Raw genomic sequence first — 14,977 nt, 5'->3', positions numbered from 1 at the left:
ATAAGACGGGTAACCAGGATATGACCGAAAAGAAGCCTTCTCGCAAGGAGCAAATCCTGCAAACGCTGGCCTACATGCTGGAAGCGGAGCCGGGGGGTCGGGTGACCACATCCGGGCTGGCCAGGGAAGTGGGGGTGTCCGAGTCCGCGCTGTATCGCCATTTTCCCAGCAAGGCACGCATGCTCGAGGCATTGATTGAGTTCATCGAGGACTCGGTGTTCTCACGCATCAATCGCATCATCTCCGAAGGGGACGCGCTGCAACAGGTGGAGCAGATTCTGACGCTGATTCTGGCCTTCACCGAGCGCAATCCGGGCATTACCCGGCTGCTCACCGGCGACGCCCTGACCGGCGAGAATGAGCGGCTGCGCCAGCGTATCCAGCAGTTTTACGACCGGGTGGAGAGCCAACTGAAACAGGTGGTCCGCGACGCCGAATTCCGCGAAGGCAAGCGCACCCGCGCCACTCCGGGCATCACCGCCAATCTGCTGCTGTCCGTGGTGGAAGGGCGTATCGCCCAGTTCGTGCGCTCCGGCTTCCGCGCCCGTCCCGCCGAGGACTGGCACGAACAATGGGCACTGATCGCGCCGATGATCTTTCGTGCGGACGGGGAAGGGCTTTAAAAAAGGCAGTGAAGAGTGAACAGGTAACAGCGGAAGGACTAAACAGCCTGATCTTTAGCCGCTGTGGGAAGCTTGCCTGCAAGCGAATGGACCAATACCGAAGCCGTATTCGCCAGCAAGCTGGTCTCCCACAGAGTGTGCTACGAAGCCGCTGTGGGAAGCTTGCTGGCAAGCGAATGGAGTAACCCCGGACGCCGTACTCGCTAGCAAGCTAGCTCCCACAGATCATGCTACGAAGCCGCTGTGGGAAGCTTGCTGGCAAGCGAACAGGTTCCTGACATCAAAAGATTCGCTTGCAAGCAAGCTTCCCACAGGGCTACCGCGCTTCCAGGTCACGCAGGCGCTGGATGATGGGGGAGAATTCTTCCCGCACCCGCGCCATGTCCTCCTGATATTCCTCGATTTTCTCGCGGTTCTCACGAACCTGGCGGCCATGGCGTTCAATGGCATCGCGCACGCTGTCCGGCACTTCCCGGCCGGCCCGTTCGGCGCGGGCGGCCTTGTGGATTTCTTCATCCTGCTTCTTGTTCAGCTGCTGGATAGCGTTCTCGGCGTAGTCGATATTGAGCTGCAGCGCCTGCAGCTGCCGGTCGCGGGCCCGTTCAGCATCCCCCGGCCCGGCGTAGAGGCGGCGCAATTCACTGTCGCGTCGCGCCTGGGCCCTGGCCTGCTCCTGACGGGCCAGTTCCCGGCGGCGGCGGGCCTGCTCCTCCGGTGGCGCCGGCGCCACCGTTTCCAGTACCCGGCCTTGCTGGTCGAGTACCTGATAGCCAGCGTGAATTGCCGCTTCGGTGAGGGTGGCACTGATCGCCATGGCGCCATCCGCCGACTGGTAACGGTACAGCCGCTGCTCCACTTGTCCGGTCTTGTTCGCCGCCATGCCGGTGACGCTCAACACACTCAACAACAACCCCAGCAGCAGTACCGTTACTCTCACGACTCGCTCACCCCATAGCGCACCCGGTAGGCGTCCATGGCGGCCCGTTCCGCTTCCCGGTCCGGTTGTTGATCAAGCCAGCCGATGATGTCCGCCATGGATACAATGCTGCGCACCGGCACTCCCAGGTTGTCCTGCACTTCCTGAATCGCGGATTTTGCCTTGCCGTCATCCGCGGCGCCGCCTTGCCCACGCTCCTGACGATCGAGCGCCACGAACACTCCGGCAATCAAGGCCTCGGTCTGCTCAAACAAGGCCGCCACTTCACGAATGGCGGTACCCGCGGTGATGACATCATCGATGATCAACGCCCGGCCATTGAGCGGCGCCCCCACCAGCCAGCCGCCTTCGCCGTGATCCTTGGCTTCCTTGCGGTTGAAGGCCCAGGGGTAATCCAGGCCGTGATGCTCGGCGAGCGCCACCGCCACCGAGGACACCAACGGAATCCCCTTGTAGGCGGGGCCGAACAGCATATCGAATTCGATACCCGATTCGACGATGGCATCAGCGTAGTGACGCCCCAGACGCGCCAGCGCTTCCCCGGTATGGAAAGTGCCGGCGTTAAAGAAGTAAGGACTTACACGTCCTGATTTGAGCGTGAATTCGCCGAACTTGAGCGCCTGGCGCTGTTCGGCGAAACGCAGAAAGTGCTTTTTGTAGTTCTTCATCATGTCACCGGGCGCTTACCAGCCCAGGGCCTCCTGCTGCTTGCGCACGATGTCCTGAATGCCTTTCTCGGCCAGGCCCAACAGGGTGTCGGACTGTTCACGGGTGAACGGCACGCCCTCCGCGGTCCCCTGAATCTCCACGAAGCCCCCATGCTGGGTCATCACCACGTTCATATCGGTATCGGCGTTGGAATCTTCCGGATAGTCCAGATCCAGCACCGGCTCATTGTTGTACATGCCCACGGAAACGGACGCAATCAACCCGTTCAAGGGATCTTCCTTTATGCGCTTCCTTTCCAGCAAAACCGAGAAGGCGTCCACAAGCGCGACACAGGCCCCGGAAATGGAAGCGGTGCGGGTGCCGCCATCCGCCTGCAGCACATCGCAGTCCAGATAGACGGTGTTTTCGCCCAGCTTGCGCAGATCCACGGCGGCGCGCAGGGAGCGGCCGATCAGGCGCTGGATCTCCAGGGTACGCCCACCCTGCTTGCCGCGGGCCGCTTCCCGGCCGGAACGGGTGTGGGTGGCACGGGGCAGCATGCCGTATTCGGCGGTGATCCAGCCCTGGCCCTTGCCTTTGAGGAAGCGCGGGACACCGTCTTCCACGGAGGCGGTGCAGAGCACCTGGGTATCACCGAACGCCACCAGGACGCTACCCTCGGCATGCTTGGTGTATTGGCGCGTGAAAGACACTTCACGCATTTGGTCGGGCGCGCGGCCAGAGGGACGCATGGTAGCTCCTTGGTTGCTGATAATGGTATGGGAGGCCCCCATTGTAACGAACCCGCCGGACCCATTGCGAGGCGCCTCTGAGCATCGGTCACAAGTTCAGGACCGGCAGCCGGTTCACTTCCCACAGCCACTCCGCGGCGCTCTTGCCGTGGGAAGCTGCCTTGGCAGCGAATACGAGCGGCAATTCGTGTCCCCCATAGCAACAGACTGGCCACGGGTTCAGCGACCAAGCGCCCGAGCATTCCGAATTCGTCGAACAGCAATGGTACACTGACCGCTCAAGCAATGGCCGGGGACACCCGTATGATTCGCAGCATGACCGCTTTCGCCCGCACCGACGGGCATCTCGACGGCGTCGACCTCGCCTGGGAAATCCGCTCGGTGAACCACCGTTACCTGGAAATCTCCCCACGCCTGCCGGAAACCCTGCGCACCCTGGAGGGGGCGGTACGTGAGCGCTGCCGCAAACGTCTGGCCCGGGGCAAGCTGGATGTCACCCTGCGCTACCAGGAGGACGAGACCGATCCCAACCTGGAACTCAATGAAGACCTGGTGAAACGCCTGTCCGAAGCAGCCCGCCGGGTCGGCGACCTGGTACTGCACGCCGGCCAGATCAACCCGCTGGAGATACTGCGCTTCCCCGGCGTATTGAAAACCAACCAGGCGGACCCCGAAGCCCTGCAAAGCAAGGCCGTCGAGCTGCTCGACGAGGCCCTGGACAGCCTGCTGGCCACGCGCGAACGGGAAGGGGAACAACTGGCCAAACTGGTGCTGGACCGTCTGACCCTGATCGGCGAACAGGTGGTCATCGTCCGCGCCGCCCTGCCCCGCATCCGCGACCATCTGCGCGAACGGCTGCGGCAACGGGTGCAGGACGTGATGGAAACCGCCGACCACGATCGCCTGGAACAGGAAGTGGTGCTGGCCGCCCAGAAAATGGATGTGGACGAGGAACTGGACCGCTTGGAGGCCCATGTGAAGGAAGTCCGCCGGGTGGTGGAGAAGGGCGGCCAGGCGGGTCGCCGCCTGGATTTTCTGATGCAGGAACTGAACCGAGAAGCGAACACCCTGGCGTCAAAATCCATCGACGCCGAAACCACCGCCGCCGCCGTCGAGCTCAAGGTTCTGATCGAGCAGATGCGGGAGCAGATCCAGAATATTGAGTAATGTCCACGGGCACCTGACCGGCTAGGAACTCCTACCTAGAACGAACTGAGCATCGAGCGTATTCAAGAGTTCATAAGTAGTGATGTAGGGGACATCGAATGCGCGGCACACATTGGGAATCTTTACTTTGCTGCTGTTGTCCGGAACAGGCGCCTCGTGAGTAACCACCGTGGCACCGCTGGCACAAGCGGTTGCCACCAGCCAAGGGTCAGCATTTCCCAGAAAGTCCGCGATATGCTCCGCCTTTTTATCCTCCAGACCAGAAACGTATTCCGCAACACTCCCGAACTGATCCTGGATGTTTTCCGAAGAGACAGGCAGAAAGTGCGCCTTTCTCATCTTTACCCACTCTGTTAATTCATCGTTCTGCACGGTCAACTCGTGGTAAACCGAGCTGATACTGGCTAACTGGCCGGCTTCAAATTGCTCGTCCAACCAATGCCAATACGCCGGGCAGAAGCTCATTTGGTAATGCAGGTTCTTGGCCTGAATATAGGTATTCGCATCCAGCAGATACATTAATTCCCCAATTCCCTCGCATACTTCGCTAATTGAGAGGGCTTCAGACCCAATAGGCGTGCGGCATCACGCAGCAGCACCCGACCACTCAAGGCCTCGCTCAACAGAGCCTTGGAGAAGGTCTGGCTGATCTTACCCTTCCGCCCCTGGTAGTAACTTATCGGGACACTTTCTTTTTCCCTGTTTCGGTACTCCTCCTGAAGTTCTCGAACATAACGATGATACTCATCGGCACTGATCTTTTTCAGCGTCAGGGCGCGACGTGCCAATACCCAGGTGCTGACGCGGAAGTGCGCCTCGAGGTCAGGCAGGTTTTCACGCCAGTTATCCAGATCCCGCCATTGCCGCTCGAATTCTTCCGCCGGCACTAGAAATTCCGCCGCCACGGCGTTGCAGAATACCTCTTCGCGGCGCTCAGCAGCAGGGCTGGTGTCGGATATGCCTGTCTGGCCGATCCAGACATGGGCCAGTTCGTGGATGAGGGTAAACAGCCGGGCTTTGGGTGCGTCGGCCTGGTTGATGAAGATCACCGGGGCCAGGGGGTCGGCGATCGCAAAGCCCCGGAACTCTTGTACGGACAATGGCCGTGTATGATGGCCAACGAAACTTTCTCGCATAACGAGGACACCGGCCTTCTCGATCCTTTGGATCAGCAGCCTGAAGTAGTCCTCCCAGGTGCCCCGAGTCGGATACGGTGGTACCTGCAAGGCACCCCGCATGTCCTCAACCACGGCCCGCACCCCGGACTGAGCCGTGAATCGGCCAACCCGCTCGTTCCGCTCCACCCCTTGATCCTTGACATATTCCGCGTACCACTCCTGTCGGCGCAAGACGATTTGCACCATTTCGATCAGTTCCGCGGAAGGCCTGGCCGGGCTTTGACTACCCACCGTTCGAAGGTCTGGCAGCGGGAGTTCTTCAACCGGCGGACGCTTCAGGTACAAATACCCAAATGGGACGTGGGTCTTGGCCGCGTACTGCTGAGCCTGACGGAAGGTGAGCCGCTTTTCCCCACTTTCCCAAGCCTCGACTTTTTTTTCATTCACCCCGAGCTTGCCGGCCAACACGGATATGCTGAGCCGAGCCCGTTCGCGAGCCCAGCCCAGGATATCCGGATTAATTTTGGCGTAAGTCGTTGCCATAATTAAATATTTCTCAGGGCATCAAGGGGAACCAGGGGTAGTCTAAACCCAGGAGATCATAGTGCCAATATGCCCCTCGGTTACTTGTTCTCTTCCCTCAGCTCAGCATGCTGGCGAGCAATCAGTTCCGCAATACGACGGCTTACTCCAAAGTTTTCGGCAACGGAAGCAAAATCAGAAAGTACATCCACGATCTCGGCGATATCCCGTCGTGCCTGCTCCCATTTGCCATAGCCCGCACGCTCCGCCAGTGTCTGAATCGCTTTCAACGGCGGATTTTTTCCGAAACCGGCATACGCGGTGGCGTGCTCCTGGAACGGATGAGGGCTGAAGGTCACGTCATAGAAAGGCGCCGGCTCCCACTCGCCAGCATCATCCTGAAGAAAAGCCCAGTTCTTGCTGTGGTCATCCTGGTTACAAGCGAACAGGTTGAACATGGCCCGGCGGAACTGAAGTTTACCCACCGCCGGCGACCGGCAAAGGTGACGGCTGGCCTTGATCAGGTCTTCGTAGTCCAGGCTCGGCGTCCGGAAATCCGCATCCAGCAGGCCGCAGGCACTGTGCATGTGAAGGCGTCCGGCCTTTTGCGGGTGACTCACCCAGTCAAACCGCTTCACCCCAAGCCAGGCACGGGCCCCGCTTTGCTCCGGCGCATCGAACAGACGCCACTGCGGCGGCTGCAGTCCCAATTTTCCGGCCAGGTGCAGATAAGCGGCTTCACAAAGCCCCTCCTCATGGCCCAGTGGCAGATTCCGCGAGGTGAACTTGACCAGCCAGGCCTCATCCCCGGGCCTTGCCATTGTGTGGCAGCGATTCGGCTCATCCGGGGAGATAAACAGCTGCGCCTTGGGCCTGGCACCGCCGGAACTTCCGGCAGCCACCAAATCCGCCAGCACATCCTCCGTCTGATCATCGAAAAAGGCCTGCGCCTCCATACCCAGAGTCGCCAGATCGATCTCCCCTGTCGATGCGACTTGATATTCAGAGGTGGGAGCAAATGACAAAGCGCCCATCCCAGAGGCACCAACAAATGCCAAACGATCCATGGCGCTGATCTGGGCAGGGAGAACCCCATGCTGGCGGAACACGCGATCCTGCAACAGAGCCCCCCAGCCGTCGGGCAGACTGTCCGCGAAAAGACCATGCAGACCCATGTGTGGTGTTCTGGGTGCCATCAGCAGTTCCGTGGTTGCCTTTAACCCAAACGGCGAAAGGTTGCCGAATCGCCCCAGATAGTCGGCATCGTACTGAAAGAACACACCCTGCCGGTTCTGCGCCAACGCCCCCACGGTTACCGCCTGTCCGGTTGCCAGCGTACGTGTCACCATCAGCTTGCGAACCGGTTTAAAGGTCATCCTTCAATACCTCATCGATACTGGAGGGCATCCCGGCTTCCCCAGGGGAATGACGGGTTAACGCGTACAGGCGGCGCAGATCATCCAGGCTCTGCCAGAGAAACAGCAGCTGCCGGAACGAGATCTGCCCGGTGAGTTCGAATTTCTTGATGGTGGAGGCCGGCACTCCACTCCGCTCGGCCAGGGCATCGCGAGACAGCTTGGCCTGCTTGCGCAAACGCCGCAGGTGAGCAACAAAGGCTTGCTGTACATCGATGTCATCGAGCAAAGAGATCATCTTCCGCCAAAAATGGACATTACTGTATCCAATGATGACACAATCAGAGAATAATAGATATTATGATGGCCAAAAGATTCGCCAGCAGGGCTGGCTCCCACAGCGGCTTAGGGTCGCCCTGCTGTGGAAGAGGTTTACTTGGCTTTGTCGCGCGGGTAACACCTACGCTACCAGAAATTTAGAATATCGAGTAACCGGAGCCGCTATGGCCGAGCATGCCATCACCGTTTTCCTGGCCTTCTTCGCGATCATGAACCCGATCGCCAATACCGCGGTGTTCGCCGGTCTTGCCGGGGATAAGAGCAAGGCCGAGCAACGGCACATCGCCACCAAGGCGCTGATCATCACGTTCGTGATCATTCTGTTGTTCGCGGCGCTGGGCAAATCCATTTTCGATCTGTTCGGCATCACTCTGCCAGCGCTCAGGATCACCGGAGGGGTATTGGTCTTCCTGGTTGGTTACCACATGCTTCAGGGCAGCAATTCCAAGCTGCATACGGAACCGGACGACGGCGACTCGGATATTGCCGTCTCCCCTCTGGCGGTCCCGCTGCTGGCGGGTCCAGGCACCATCGCCACGGCGATGAACTATTCCGCCTCCGGCGGCTGGGCGGCCATCATCATCACCTGCCTGGTCTTTTTGGCGCTTTGCCTGATCACTTTCATCTGTTTTTTGTTCAGCGCGCGGATCATCGCCGTCATCGGCCAGAACGGCCTGAGTATCGTGACCCGCCTGATGGGGCTGATCCTGGCGGTGATCGGCACGCAAATGCTGATCGCCGGCATCCAGGGCGCGGTGCATTTCACCTCTTCCGGTTAACTCCCCAGGCCGCCGCGGGCGGTACGCTCAACCAAACCTTTCCGGCAGGAACAAGATCAGATCCGGCACCCCCATCAACAGCAACAACACCACGGCGTCCATCACCAGGAACCAGAACACCCCCTTGAAAATGGCGCTGGTGGATACCAGGTCGCCGACCACGCTCTTTATCACGAAGATATTCATGCCCACCGGAGGCGTCACCATGCCCATTTCCAACAGCTTGGTCAGCACCACACCAAACCAGATCAGACTGAGGCCAGCGCTGTCGATGATCGGCAAAACGATCGGCAGGGTGAGCAGCATGGCGCCGATAGGTTCCAGAAACATGCCCAGCAAAAGATAAACGCAGACAATAATCAGCAGAATCGCCACGGTGTCGGCGCCGGCGTTCAGCACCAGCGAGGAAAGATAGTCGCCGGCGCCGGATAAGGACAAGAAGCGGGTCAGCAGGCTGGCGCCCATGGCGATAATCAGCAGGGCGCCGGTGGTCAGTAAGGTTTCCTGTATCGCCGCGCGAAACCGGGCCCAAGTCAGGGTGCGCTTGCACAATGCCACGATACAGGAGAGCGCCGCGCCTACCGCGCCGGCCTCCGTGGGCGTGAACAATCCGGCGAACATGCCACCGAAGATGCCCACCATGATCAGCAGGATCGGCCAGATATCCCACAGCGCCGCCACCTTTTCTTTCAGTGACACTCGCGAATCGGTACGCGGCGCCAGCGACGGATCCAGCTTCACACGTAGCATCACCACCGCGATGTAACCCGCCACGGTAATCAGGCCGGCGGCGATCCCACCCAGAAACAATTTGCTGATCGACTGCTGAGCGATGATGCCGTAGAGGATCATGATGATCGATGGCGGTAGCAAAGCACCGACGGTGCCGGCGATGGAAACCGTGCTGGTCGCCAATCCCGAATTGTATTTCTGGTCAATCATCTCCGGCACGGCAACGCGCCCCATGGCGGCGGAGCAGGCCACGGAGGAACCGCATACCGCGGCAAAGCCGGTGGTTCCGAAAATGGAGGCCACCGCCAGGCCGCCCGGCACCGAGGACAGCCACAGCCGCGCGGCCCTGAATAATCCCTGAGTCAGCTGGGCGTGGAAACAGACGTAGCCGAGCAAAAGAAACATGGGTACCGAACTGAGCACCCAGTTGGCGGAGAACTGATAGGGGATCAGCCCCAACGATCCCCAGGCGATGCCCCACCCCATCAGGTACCACAACCCACCGAAAGAGACGCCGATAAGCGCGATGCCCACCGGCATGCGCAAGGCGATCAGCGCGAACAACACCACCAGGCCACCAAGGCCAATCTGGACTTCGGTCATGCCGATTCCCCCGTGGCGCGGTGGGTACCATTCGGCCTCCGCGCGTCATCGGCGCTCCGCTGCTGCCCGGGTCCGTCGAACCCGGATTCGCCGCCGATGACATAGATCAGGAATTTGTAGAGCAGCGTCAGCACCATAAGCCCCAGCCCGATGGGCAGAACAAAATAGCCCGGCCAAATGATGATGGAAGTGCCGCCTTCCACCAGGGCCGCTCCCATCTGATAACGGGACACCGCTTCTATTCCGGTTTTCACCGTCATGAAGCCGAGGATGATCGCCGACAGCAGGATCAGCCAATGGGCCAGATGGAACTGGAGCCGTTGTGGCAGCCGTTCGCTCACCACTTCCACGCTGATATGGGCGCCCAGCTTTTCCGCGTAAGCCAGGGGCAGAAAGGCGGCGACGATCATGTAGTAGTTGGACACATAGGTGATGGTGCCGGGAATCGGTGTTGAAAAAAGATAACGCAGCAATACGTCCAGGCTGATGTGGATCATCATCAAAGCAATGGCGAGCCCGCCCACCAGCGTCGTCATGTCCGTCACCCCGGAGAGATAACGCTCCAACCGATACATAGTCTTTCCTCGAGAACCGGGAATACGAAGTGAAAGCCGGTGATACCTTTTAACGGCTGGGTTCGATGACCACGGTGGCGTTGCCCACGGTGGTGGCCTCCCCACGTTGATTGGTGATCCTGAGATCCAGGGTAACGATGTCTCCATCAACGCCGGTCACTTCGCCGGTGGTGCTCAGCACGTCACCCACATAGGCGGCACGGCGATTGCTGTAAGCGAATGCTGTCAGGGTCCCGTTCCCGCCCAGCCACTCGTAGACCATTTGGGTCAGCCAGTCACCTTGCAGAGGACCATCGATCAACAGCTGCGGATGCCCTTCAGCTTCCTGGGTGTAGGGCAGATCATAGTGAATGCGGTGAGGGTTCCAGATGGCGGCGTTGTACAGAAAAAGCTGAACGGTATCCGCATGCCAGGTCCGCCCGGTTAATTTTTCGCCGGCCTCAATACGCTTTTTCATCATCGTTGTCACCTCGCAATCCGGGTCAGACGTTCGGTAACCACCGGTTCGCCATCACGGGTTTCAAATCGGTTTTCGAATACCAGGAAAAGCAACGGCCCCTCGGCCCCGGTCTTCTCAAACACCTCAACGAATTTCTGCCGGCAAACCAGGGTATCCCCGGCGTAAACCTTGCGGTGTATCTGGTATTCACTACCGCCGGCCATGATGCGGTTAAGCGGCAATGGCGGCATCAGGCCGCTGTCCGGTTGGCGGCCGTCCGGCAACAGCCGGTCCAGCGGTACCACTGGCATCATTGCCGCGAACAGGTAAAGCAGTGGGGCCTCGTCACCACTGAGGTAACGCTCAAGCCGCTGGCCTGTGGCCACGGCGTACTTCTTCAGGTCACCACGGGAGATTTCAAACTCAAAAGGCGGAAGCTCGGCACCGACATGGTTCTTGAGTTCCTCGGTAAGCACAGTCATGACGCACCTCGGTCAGGTTGGTGTAAACCGGGCGGCCAGGCCGCCCGTATCGGATCAGAGGCCGTGCTTGGAGACATCCACTTTGGAGAAAATTTCATTCCAGTACAGGTCGGCGAGCTGTTGTTCACTGTCCACGCTCTGAACCAGGCCGGCCCATTTCTCCAACAGTTCACGGAAATCCGCGATCATCTCCTGGCCTCGACTGACGTTGTACCGTTTTTCATAGTCGGTGGCGATGAAATCCATGTCCTTCTCGATAAAAGCATTGGTCTTCGCCACCAGGTCCGGGTCGGCGTGATGAATCTTGACGCCGCGTTGTTCCGCTTCCGACAGGATACGGTCTTCATGCTGGTGGTAGATCCAGGGAATACCGGCGGTGAACGCGCTGGCGGCACGCAGCATCCGCGTTCTCTGTTGCGGAGAAAGCGACTTCCAGGTGTCGGCGTTGATATTGGTACCGGCTACCGGCATCGGGCCACCGGGCACATCCATGTTGATGTCGGTCACCACATCCGCGAGCCCGAAATTATGAATCTCCGGTGAAGCCAATACGATGCAACCCACGACGCCTTGACTCAACGCCTCATACATTTCATTGGCGGACATGGTCACCGGAGAGGCACCCACCGCCTCGGTCCAGCGTGACCAGTTAGCGGCCCCGACTCTAAGACGCATGCCACTGAGGTCCGCCGCACTTTCCACTGGCCGGTTGCATACCAATCCGTAGGAAGAGCCGCCGGTGCTCCCGGTGTACACCTGATTCTGTTTGGCGAACTCCTGGTTGCATTCCGGACAGTGGAAAAAAGTAAACTCGGAGAGCGCGCCCATGAAGACCATGCCTTCCTTGCCGCGCACCTTGTCACCCAGCAGACCCAGCAACATGGACGATTCCACCGCCACGTTGCTGTGCGGAAATTCGGCGGGGAAATAGGACGTCAGCACAAAGCCGATATCCGCCATGCCGTCCCGCAGACCACCGGACGTCTCGGCGAAATTCAGCAAGGACATGGGAAAGACACGGACCTTCAAATCACCTTCGGTCAGTTCACTGACGGATTCCGCATACTGCTTTGCCACGTCCACGACAAAAGAACTGGGAGGGTGGCCAATGGCGTAACGCAGGGTTCTGGCCTCGACGGAGAGCGCGGCCACCCCACTGAGCATGGCCAGCGCCACAATCACTAAGCGTTTCATAGTGTGGTTTCCTTTGTTATTTAATAATTAATGGGAACGGCGTCAGATCACGCCGTTCCGTTTGAGGGATTCGAATTCGTCATCATCCTTGCCCAGCCAGTCCCGATAAATCCGCTCGTTGTGTTCACCTACTTCCGGTGCCGCCGCGTTCATTTCTCGGGTGCCGCCGGACAGCTTCACCGGATTGCCGAACACCTCGAAATCCACGCCCCGGTATTGCACCGGGATCACCATGTCGCGTAACCGCACATGAGGGTCCGCCACCACTTCGTCAATGCTCTTGATCGGTGACAACGGGAAACGGGCGCCGGTCATTTCTTCCAGTTCCGCCTTGGTATGACGGCCGCACCATTGTTCCACCAGCGGTTTCACCCGACGCTCATAGACGTCCTGATCAAAGCGCTTGGCCATGGTGTTGATTTCCGGGTCATCGAGGAGGTGCTCGTCACCGAAGACAATGCAGGCCTCGCGCCAGAATTTGTCGGTGTAGGCACCAAAGAACACATAGCCGTCCTTACAGGCGTATCGGCCATAGGGCTTGACGAAAGGATGCCCATTACCTTCGGGCACCGTGATCTTGCCGGATGCGGTGTAGGTCACCAGCGCGTTCTCGGTGAGCGAGATAATGGAATCCTGCTGGGAAATATCCACGCGCTGACCGATGCCGGTTTGTTCCGCCTGACGCAGGGCCCCCAAAGTGCCGATGGCGCCGTACAGGGCCGCGCTCAGATCACCCAGCACGGTGCCCACCCGCATCGGCTCTTCCACCGTACCGTTCATGGACCACAGTCCGCCGGTGGCCTGGGCGCTGCTATCAAACGCCGGGCGCGGCGAGTTCGGACCGGTCTGCCCAAAGCCGCTGATGCAGGTGAGAATGATGGCGGGATTCGCCTCGGCCAGCACATCGTAGCCCAACCCCAGTTTATCGAGCGTGCCGGGCCGGAAGTTCTCGATGACGATGTGCGCTCTGGCCACCATTTGTAAAAAGGTGTCACGACCTTCCGTTTTTTTCAGGTCCAGACTCACCGCCATTTTGTTGCGGTTGTACTGGGCAAAGAAGCCGCTGATCGCCGCGCCGGCCTGATCCACCAAAGGCGGGAATTCCCGTGTCAGGTCCGGATCCAGAGGATGTTCGATCTTGATCACCGTCGCCCCCATGTCGGCCAGCAACATGGCGCAATAGGGGCCCGCCACGACCCGGGTCAGGTCAAGGATAACGACGCCCTTGAGCGGACCTTCTGATGCAACGGGAATATCGGTTTGATGGGGCATGGGGCCTCCTCGTCTTGTTGTCATTATGATGCTCACGGACGGCGCCGCTCATCGGCGCCACCCGCGAACCGATCATAGACGCTGTCTCACTCGCTTTGCCGTTTTTCGTGCAACCGTTTATCCCTCAACAACGCTTCCGCGTGATCGGCGCGCACGTCCCGGGCGCTGACCATACGCTCCACCACGTAGGTGATCTCCTCACCACGGGCGCCGGCCGACAGCGCGATGTTGCGGGCGTGCAGGGCCATATGGCCGCGCTGAATGCCTTCCGTCGCCAGCGCTCGCAGCGCCCCCAGGTTCTGAGCCAGCCCCACGGCCACCGCCACTTCCGCCAGTTCCTGAGCACTGGACACGCCGAGAATTTTCAACGCCAGTCGCGCCAGAGGGTGCGTTTTGGTGGCGCCCCCCACCAGGCCCACCGGCATTGGCATTTCAATGGTCCCCACCAGGGCGCCTTCCCGATCTTTCTCCCAGGTGGTGAGGGAACCGTAATGACCGTCACGACAGGCATAGGCATGGGCGCCCGCTTCCACCGCGCGCCAATCATTACCGGTGGCGACGATCAAAGGGTCAATGCCATTCATGATGCCTTTGTTGTGGGTGGCCGCCCGGTATGGATCCACGGCAGCGAAAGCGTAAGCATCAATAATACGTTCGATCACGTCCTCACCTTTGTAATCCGCGGTGTCCAGATGCTCCGGAGCAATCCGTATCTGGGCACGGGACAACCGCAGATCGGCGAGGTTGGAGAGAATCCGCAGCCGCACCGTGCCGCCGGTAATCTCTTCCATCAGCGGCGCCACCGCCTCGGCCATGGTATTCACAGTGTTAGCCCCCATCGCATCCCGCACATCCACCAGCAGATGAGCCACCACCATCGGTCCGCGCGGACTGTCGGCGAAGGTGTGAATGTCGAGATCGCGGCAACCGCCACCGAGTTGGTTGAGGAGCTGGTCCTTGCTGTTGGCCAGGTCGAGGATGCGCTGCTTGTGACGCAGCAGACTGAGACGGGCGTTGACCGGATCGGAAACACCGATGATCTGGATCTGCGCACGCATCAGCGGGGTACTGGAGGAGGTCAGGAAGCCACCCGCCGGACGCGCCAGCTTTGCCATGAAGGATGCCGCCGCCACCACCGAGGGCTCTTCCACCGCCATGGGCACCAGCACCTCCTTGCCATTAACCAGGAAGTTCCCGGCAACCGCCAAGGGCAGCTCGAACCTGGCGATGACGTTTTCGATCATGCCATCGGCGATTTCCAACGGCAGAGCGCCGGCATTACGCAGCAGATCCAACTCCTCGTCGGACAGATCCAGCCGGGATTGCAGATGATCCAACCGCTCGGCGGGAGACAGGTTGCGAAAACCGGGAAGCAGGGAACTGTAACTCACGGGTCACCTCTGTGACGTCATTGTTGTTAGGTGGTTGGCGTTGGCTTGG

Annotated in this window: 17 protein-coding genes; 3 read left to right on the top strand and 14 right to left on the bottom strand. The window is 59.7% G+C overall.

Features of this window, described 5'->3' with window-relative positions:
• Positions 1–20 precede the first annotated feature (20 nt).
• Positions 21–623: a nucleoid occlusion factor SlmA gene (slmA, locus tag A6D6_RS10295; protein ID WP_133492726.1), complete on the top strand. Its 603-nt coding sequence runs from the start codon at positions 21–23 to the stop codon at positions 621–623.
• Positions 624–939: 316 nt separating this feature from the next.
• On the opposite strand, the gene A6D6_RS10290 is transcribed toward slmA, so the two are convergent.
• Genes A6D6_RS10290 through rph form a run of 3 tightly spaced genes read right to left on the bottom strand, consistent with a single transcriptional unit; the run spans position 940 to position 2,960 of the window.
• Positions 940–1,560, bottom strand: coding sequence for a hypothetical protein (locus tag A6D6_RS10290; protein ID WP_133492725.1), 621 nt, complete (start codon positions 1,558–1,560; stop codon positions 940–942).
• Positions 1,557–2,228 carry an orotate phosphoribosyltransferase gene (gene pyrE / locus A6D6_RS10285; protein WP_159660707.1) on the bottom strand — a complete coding sequence of 224 codons (672 nt, stop codon included), beginning with the start codon at positions 2,226–2,228 and terminating at the stop codon, positions 1,557–1,559. Before pyrE ends, A6D6_RS10290 begins: the two co-directional genes overlap by 4 nt.
• 15 nt (positions 2,229–2,243) lie before the next feature.
• Complete coding sequence (gene rph / locus A6D6_RS10280) at positions 2,244–2,960, bottom strand: ribonuclease PH (protein ID WP_097059038.1); 717 nt, start codon at positions 2,958–2,960, stop codon at positions 2,244–2,246.
• Between the two features lie 303 nt (positions 2,961–3,263).
• Between rph and A6D6_RS10275 the strand changes: the two genes are divergently transcribed.
• Positions 3,264–4,127: a YicC/YloC family endoribonuclease gene (locus A6D6_RS10275; RefSeq protein ID WP_133492724.1), complete on the top strand. Its 864-nt coding sequence runs from the start codon at positions 3,264–3,266 to the stop codon at positions 4,125–4,127.
• Positions 4,128–4,148: 21 nt separating this feature from the next.
• On the opposite strand, the gene A6D6_RS10270 is transcribed toward A6D6_RS10275, so the two are convergent.
• The 4 genes from A6D6_RS10270 to A6D6_RS10255 all read right to left on the bottom strand — a co-directional run bounded on the left by A6D6_RS10270 (position 4,149) and on the right by A6D6_RS10255 (position 7,420).
• On the bottom strand, positions 4,149–4,646 hold the full coding sequence (locus A6D6_RS10270; RefSeq protein WP_159660683.1) for a DUF4411 family protein: 498 nt from the start codon (positions 4,644–4,646) through the stop codon (positions 4,149–4,151).
• Complete coding sequence (locus A6D6_RS10265) at positions 4,646–5,788, bottom strand: XRE family transcriptional regulator (RefSeq protein ID WP_159660682.1); 1,143 nt, start codon at positions 5,786–5,788, stop codon at positions 4,646–4,648. Before A6D6_RS10265 ends, A6D6_RS10270 begins: the two co-directional genes overlap by 1 nt.
• A gap of 80 nt (positions 5,789–5,868) precedes the next feature.
• A complete protein-coding gene (locus tag A6D6_RS10260; RefSeq protein WP_159660681.1) occupies positions 5,869–7,143 on the bottom strand; it encodes a type II toxin-antitoxin system HipA family toxin in 1,275 nt (424 codons plus the stop codon).
• Positions 7,133–7,420: a helix-turn-helix domain-containing protein gene (locus A6D6_RS10255; protein WP_097059045.1), complete on the bottom strand. Its 288-nt coding sequence runs from the start codon at positions 7,418–7,420 to the stop codon at positions 7,133–7,135. The genes A6D6_RS10260 and A6D6_RS10255 overlap by 11 nt, the downstream gene beginning before the upstream one ends.
• Positions 7,421–7,625: 205 nt before the next feature.
• Here A6D6_RS10255 and A6D6_RS10250 point away from each other — a divergent pair, with 205 nt between their 5' ends.
• Entirely contained in the window at positions 7,626–8,240 is a 615-nt protein-coding gene (locus A6D6_RS10250; RefSeq protein WP_159660680.1) for a MarC family protein, read from the top strand.
• A gap of 27 nt (positions 8,241–8,267) precedes the next feature.
• On the opposite strand, the gene A6D6_RS10245 is transcribed toward A6D6_RS10250, so the two are convergent.
• The 7 genes from A6D6_RS10245 to A6D6_RS10215 form a co-directional block, all read right to left on the bottom strand.
• The gene (locus A6D6_RS10245; RefSeq protein WP_133493409.1) at positions 8,268–9,575 is read right to left on the bottom strand and encodes a TRAP transporter large permease; all 1,308 of its coding nucleotides are present in this window, start codon (positions 9,573–9,575) and stop codon (positions 8,268–8,270) included.
• A complete protein-coding gene (locus A6D6_RS10240; protein WP_159660679.1) occupies positions 9,572–10,150 on the bottom strand; it encodes a TRAP transporter small permease in 579 nt (192 codons plus the stop codon). The genes A6D6_RS10245 and A6D6_RS10240 overlap by 4 nt, the downstream gene beginning before the upstream one ends.
• Before the next feature lie 49 nt (positions 10,151–10,199).
• On the bottom strand, positions 10,200–10,610 hold the full coding sequence (locus A6D6_RS10235; protein ID WP_159660678.1) for a hotdog family protein: 411 nt from the start codon (positions 10,608–10,610) through the stop codon (positions 10,200–10,202).
• A 5-nt stretch (positions 10,611–10,615) separates the two neighbouring features.
• On the bottom strand, positions 10,616–11,071 hold the full coding sequence (locus A6D6_RS10230; RefSeq protein ID WP_097059050.1) for an FAS1-like dehydratase domain-containing protein: 456 nt from the start codon (positions 11,069–11,071) through the stop codon (positions 10,616–10,618).
• Positions 11,072–11,125: 54 nt separating this feature from the next.
• On the bottom strand, positions 11,126–12,265 hold the full coding sequence (locus A6D6_RS10225; RefSeq protein WP_159660677.1) for a C4-dicarboxylate TRAP transporter substrate-binding protein: 1,140 nt from the start codon (positions 12,263–12,265) through the stop codon (positions 11,126–11,128).
• Positions 12,266–12,307: 42 nt separating this feature from the next.
• Positions 12,308–13,537, bottom strand: coding sequence for a CaiB/BaiF CoA transferase family protein (locus A6D6_RS10220; protein ID WP_133493406.1), 1,230 nt, complete (start codon positions 13,535–13,537; stop codon positions 12,308–12,310).
• Between the two features lie 86 nt (positions 13,538–13,623).
• The gene (locus A6D6_RS10215; protein WP_159660676.1) at positions 13,624–14,928 is read right to left on the bottom strand and encodes a hydroxymethylglutaryl-CoA reductase, degradative; all 1,305 of its coding nucleotides are present in this window, start codon (positions 14,926–14,928) and stop codon (positions 13,624–13,626) included.
• Between the last annotated feature and the right edge of the window lie 49 nt (positions 14,929–14,977).

The organism is Alcanivorax xiamenensis (genome assembly GCF_009846745.1).
In the GTDB taxonomy this organism is placed as follows: Bacteria; Pseudomonadota; Gammaproteobacteria; order Pseudomonadales; family Alcanivoracaceae; genus Alloalcanivorax; species Alloalcanivorax xiamenensis.
This window is presented reverse-complemented; position numbering and strand designations above follow the sequence as displayed.

Excerpts from the sequence above, each read along its gene's own strand:
- slmA (WP_133492726.1), top strand. The coding sequence starts at position 21 with ATGACCGAAAAGAAGCCTTCTCGCAAGGAGCAAATCCTGCAAACGCTG.
- pyrE (WP_159660707.1), bottom strand. The coding sequence starts at position 2,228 with ATGAAGAACTACAAAAAGCACTTTCTGCGTTTCGCCGAACAGCGCCAG.
- rph (WP_097059038.1), bottom strand. The coding sequence starts at position 2,960 with ATGCGTCCCTCTGGCCGCGCGCCCGACCAAATGCGTGAAGTGTCTTTC.
- A6D6_RS10275 (WP_133492724.1), top strand. The coding sequence starts at position 3,264 with ATGATTCGCAGCATGACCGCTTTCGCCCGCACCGACGGGCATCTCGAC.
- A6D6_RS10270 (WP_159660683.1), bottom strand. The coding sequence starts at position 4,646 with ATGTATCTGCTGGATGCGAATACCTATATTCAGGCCAAGAACCTGCAT.
- A6D6_RS10265 (WP_159660682.1), bottom strand. The coding sequence starts at position 5,788 with ATGGCAACGACTTACGCCAAAATTAATCCGGATATCCTGGGCTGGGCT.
- A6D6_RS10260 (WP_159660681.1), bottom strand. The coding sequence starts at position 7,143 with ATGACCTTTAAACCGGTTCGCAAGCTGATGGTGACACGTACGCTGGCA.
- A6D6_RS10255 (WP_097059045.1), bottom strand. The coding sequence starts at position 7,420 with ATGATCTCTTTGCTCGATGACATCGATGTACAGCAAGCCTTTGTTGCT.
- A6D6_RS10250 (WP_159660680.1), top strand. The coding sequence starts at position 7,626 with ATGGCCGAGCATGCCATCACCGTTTTCCTGGCCTTCTTCGCGATCATG.
- A6D6_RS10245 (WP_133493409.1), bottom strand. The coding sequence starts at position 9,575 with ATGACCGAAGTCCAGATTGGCCTTGGTGGCCTGGTGGTGTTGTTCGCG.
- A6D6_RS10240 (WP_159660679.1), bottom strand. The coding sequence starts at position 10,150 with ATGTATCGGTTGGAGCGTTATCTCTCCGGGGTGACGGACATGACGACG.
- A6D6_RS10235 (WP_159660678.1), bottom strand. The coding sequence starts at position 10,610 with ATGATGAAAAAGCGTATTGAGGCCGGCGAAAAATTAACCGGGCGGACC.
- A6D6_RS10230 (WP_097059050.1), bottom strand. The coding sequence starts at position 11,071 with ATGACTGTGCTTACCGAGGAACTCAAGAACCATGTCGGTGCCGAGCTT.
- A6D6_RS10225 (WP_159660677.1), bottom strand. The coding sequence starts at position 12,265 with ATGAAACGCTTAGTGATTGTGGCGCTGGCCATGCTCAGTGGGGTGGCC.
- A6D6_RS10220 (WP_133493406.1), bottom strand. The coding sequence starts at position 13,537 with ATGCCCCATCAAACCGATATTCCCGTTGCATCAGAAGGTCCGCTCAAG.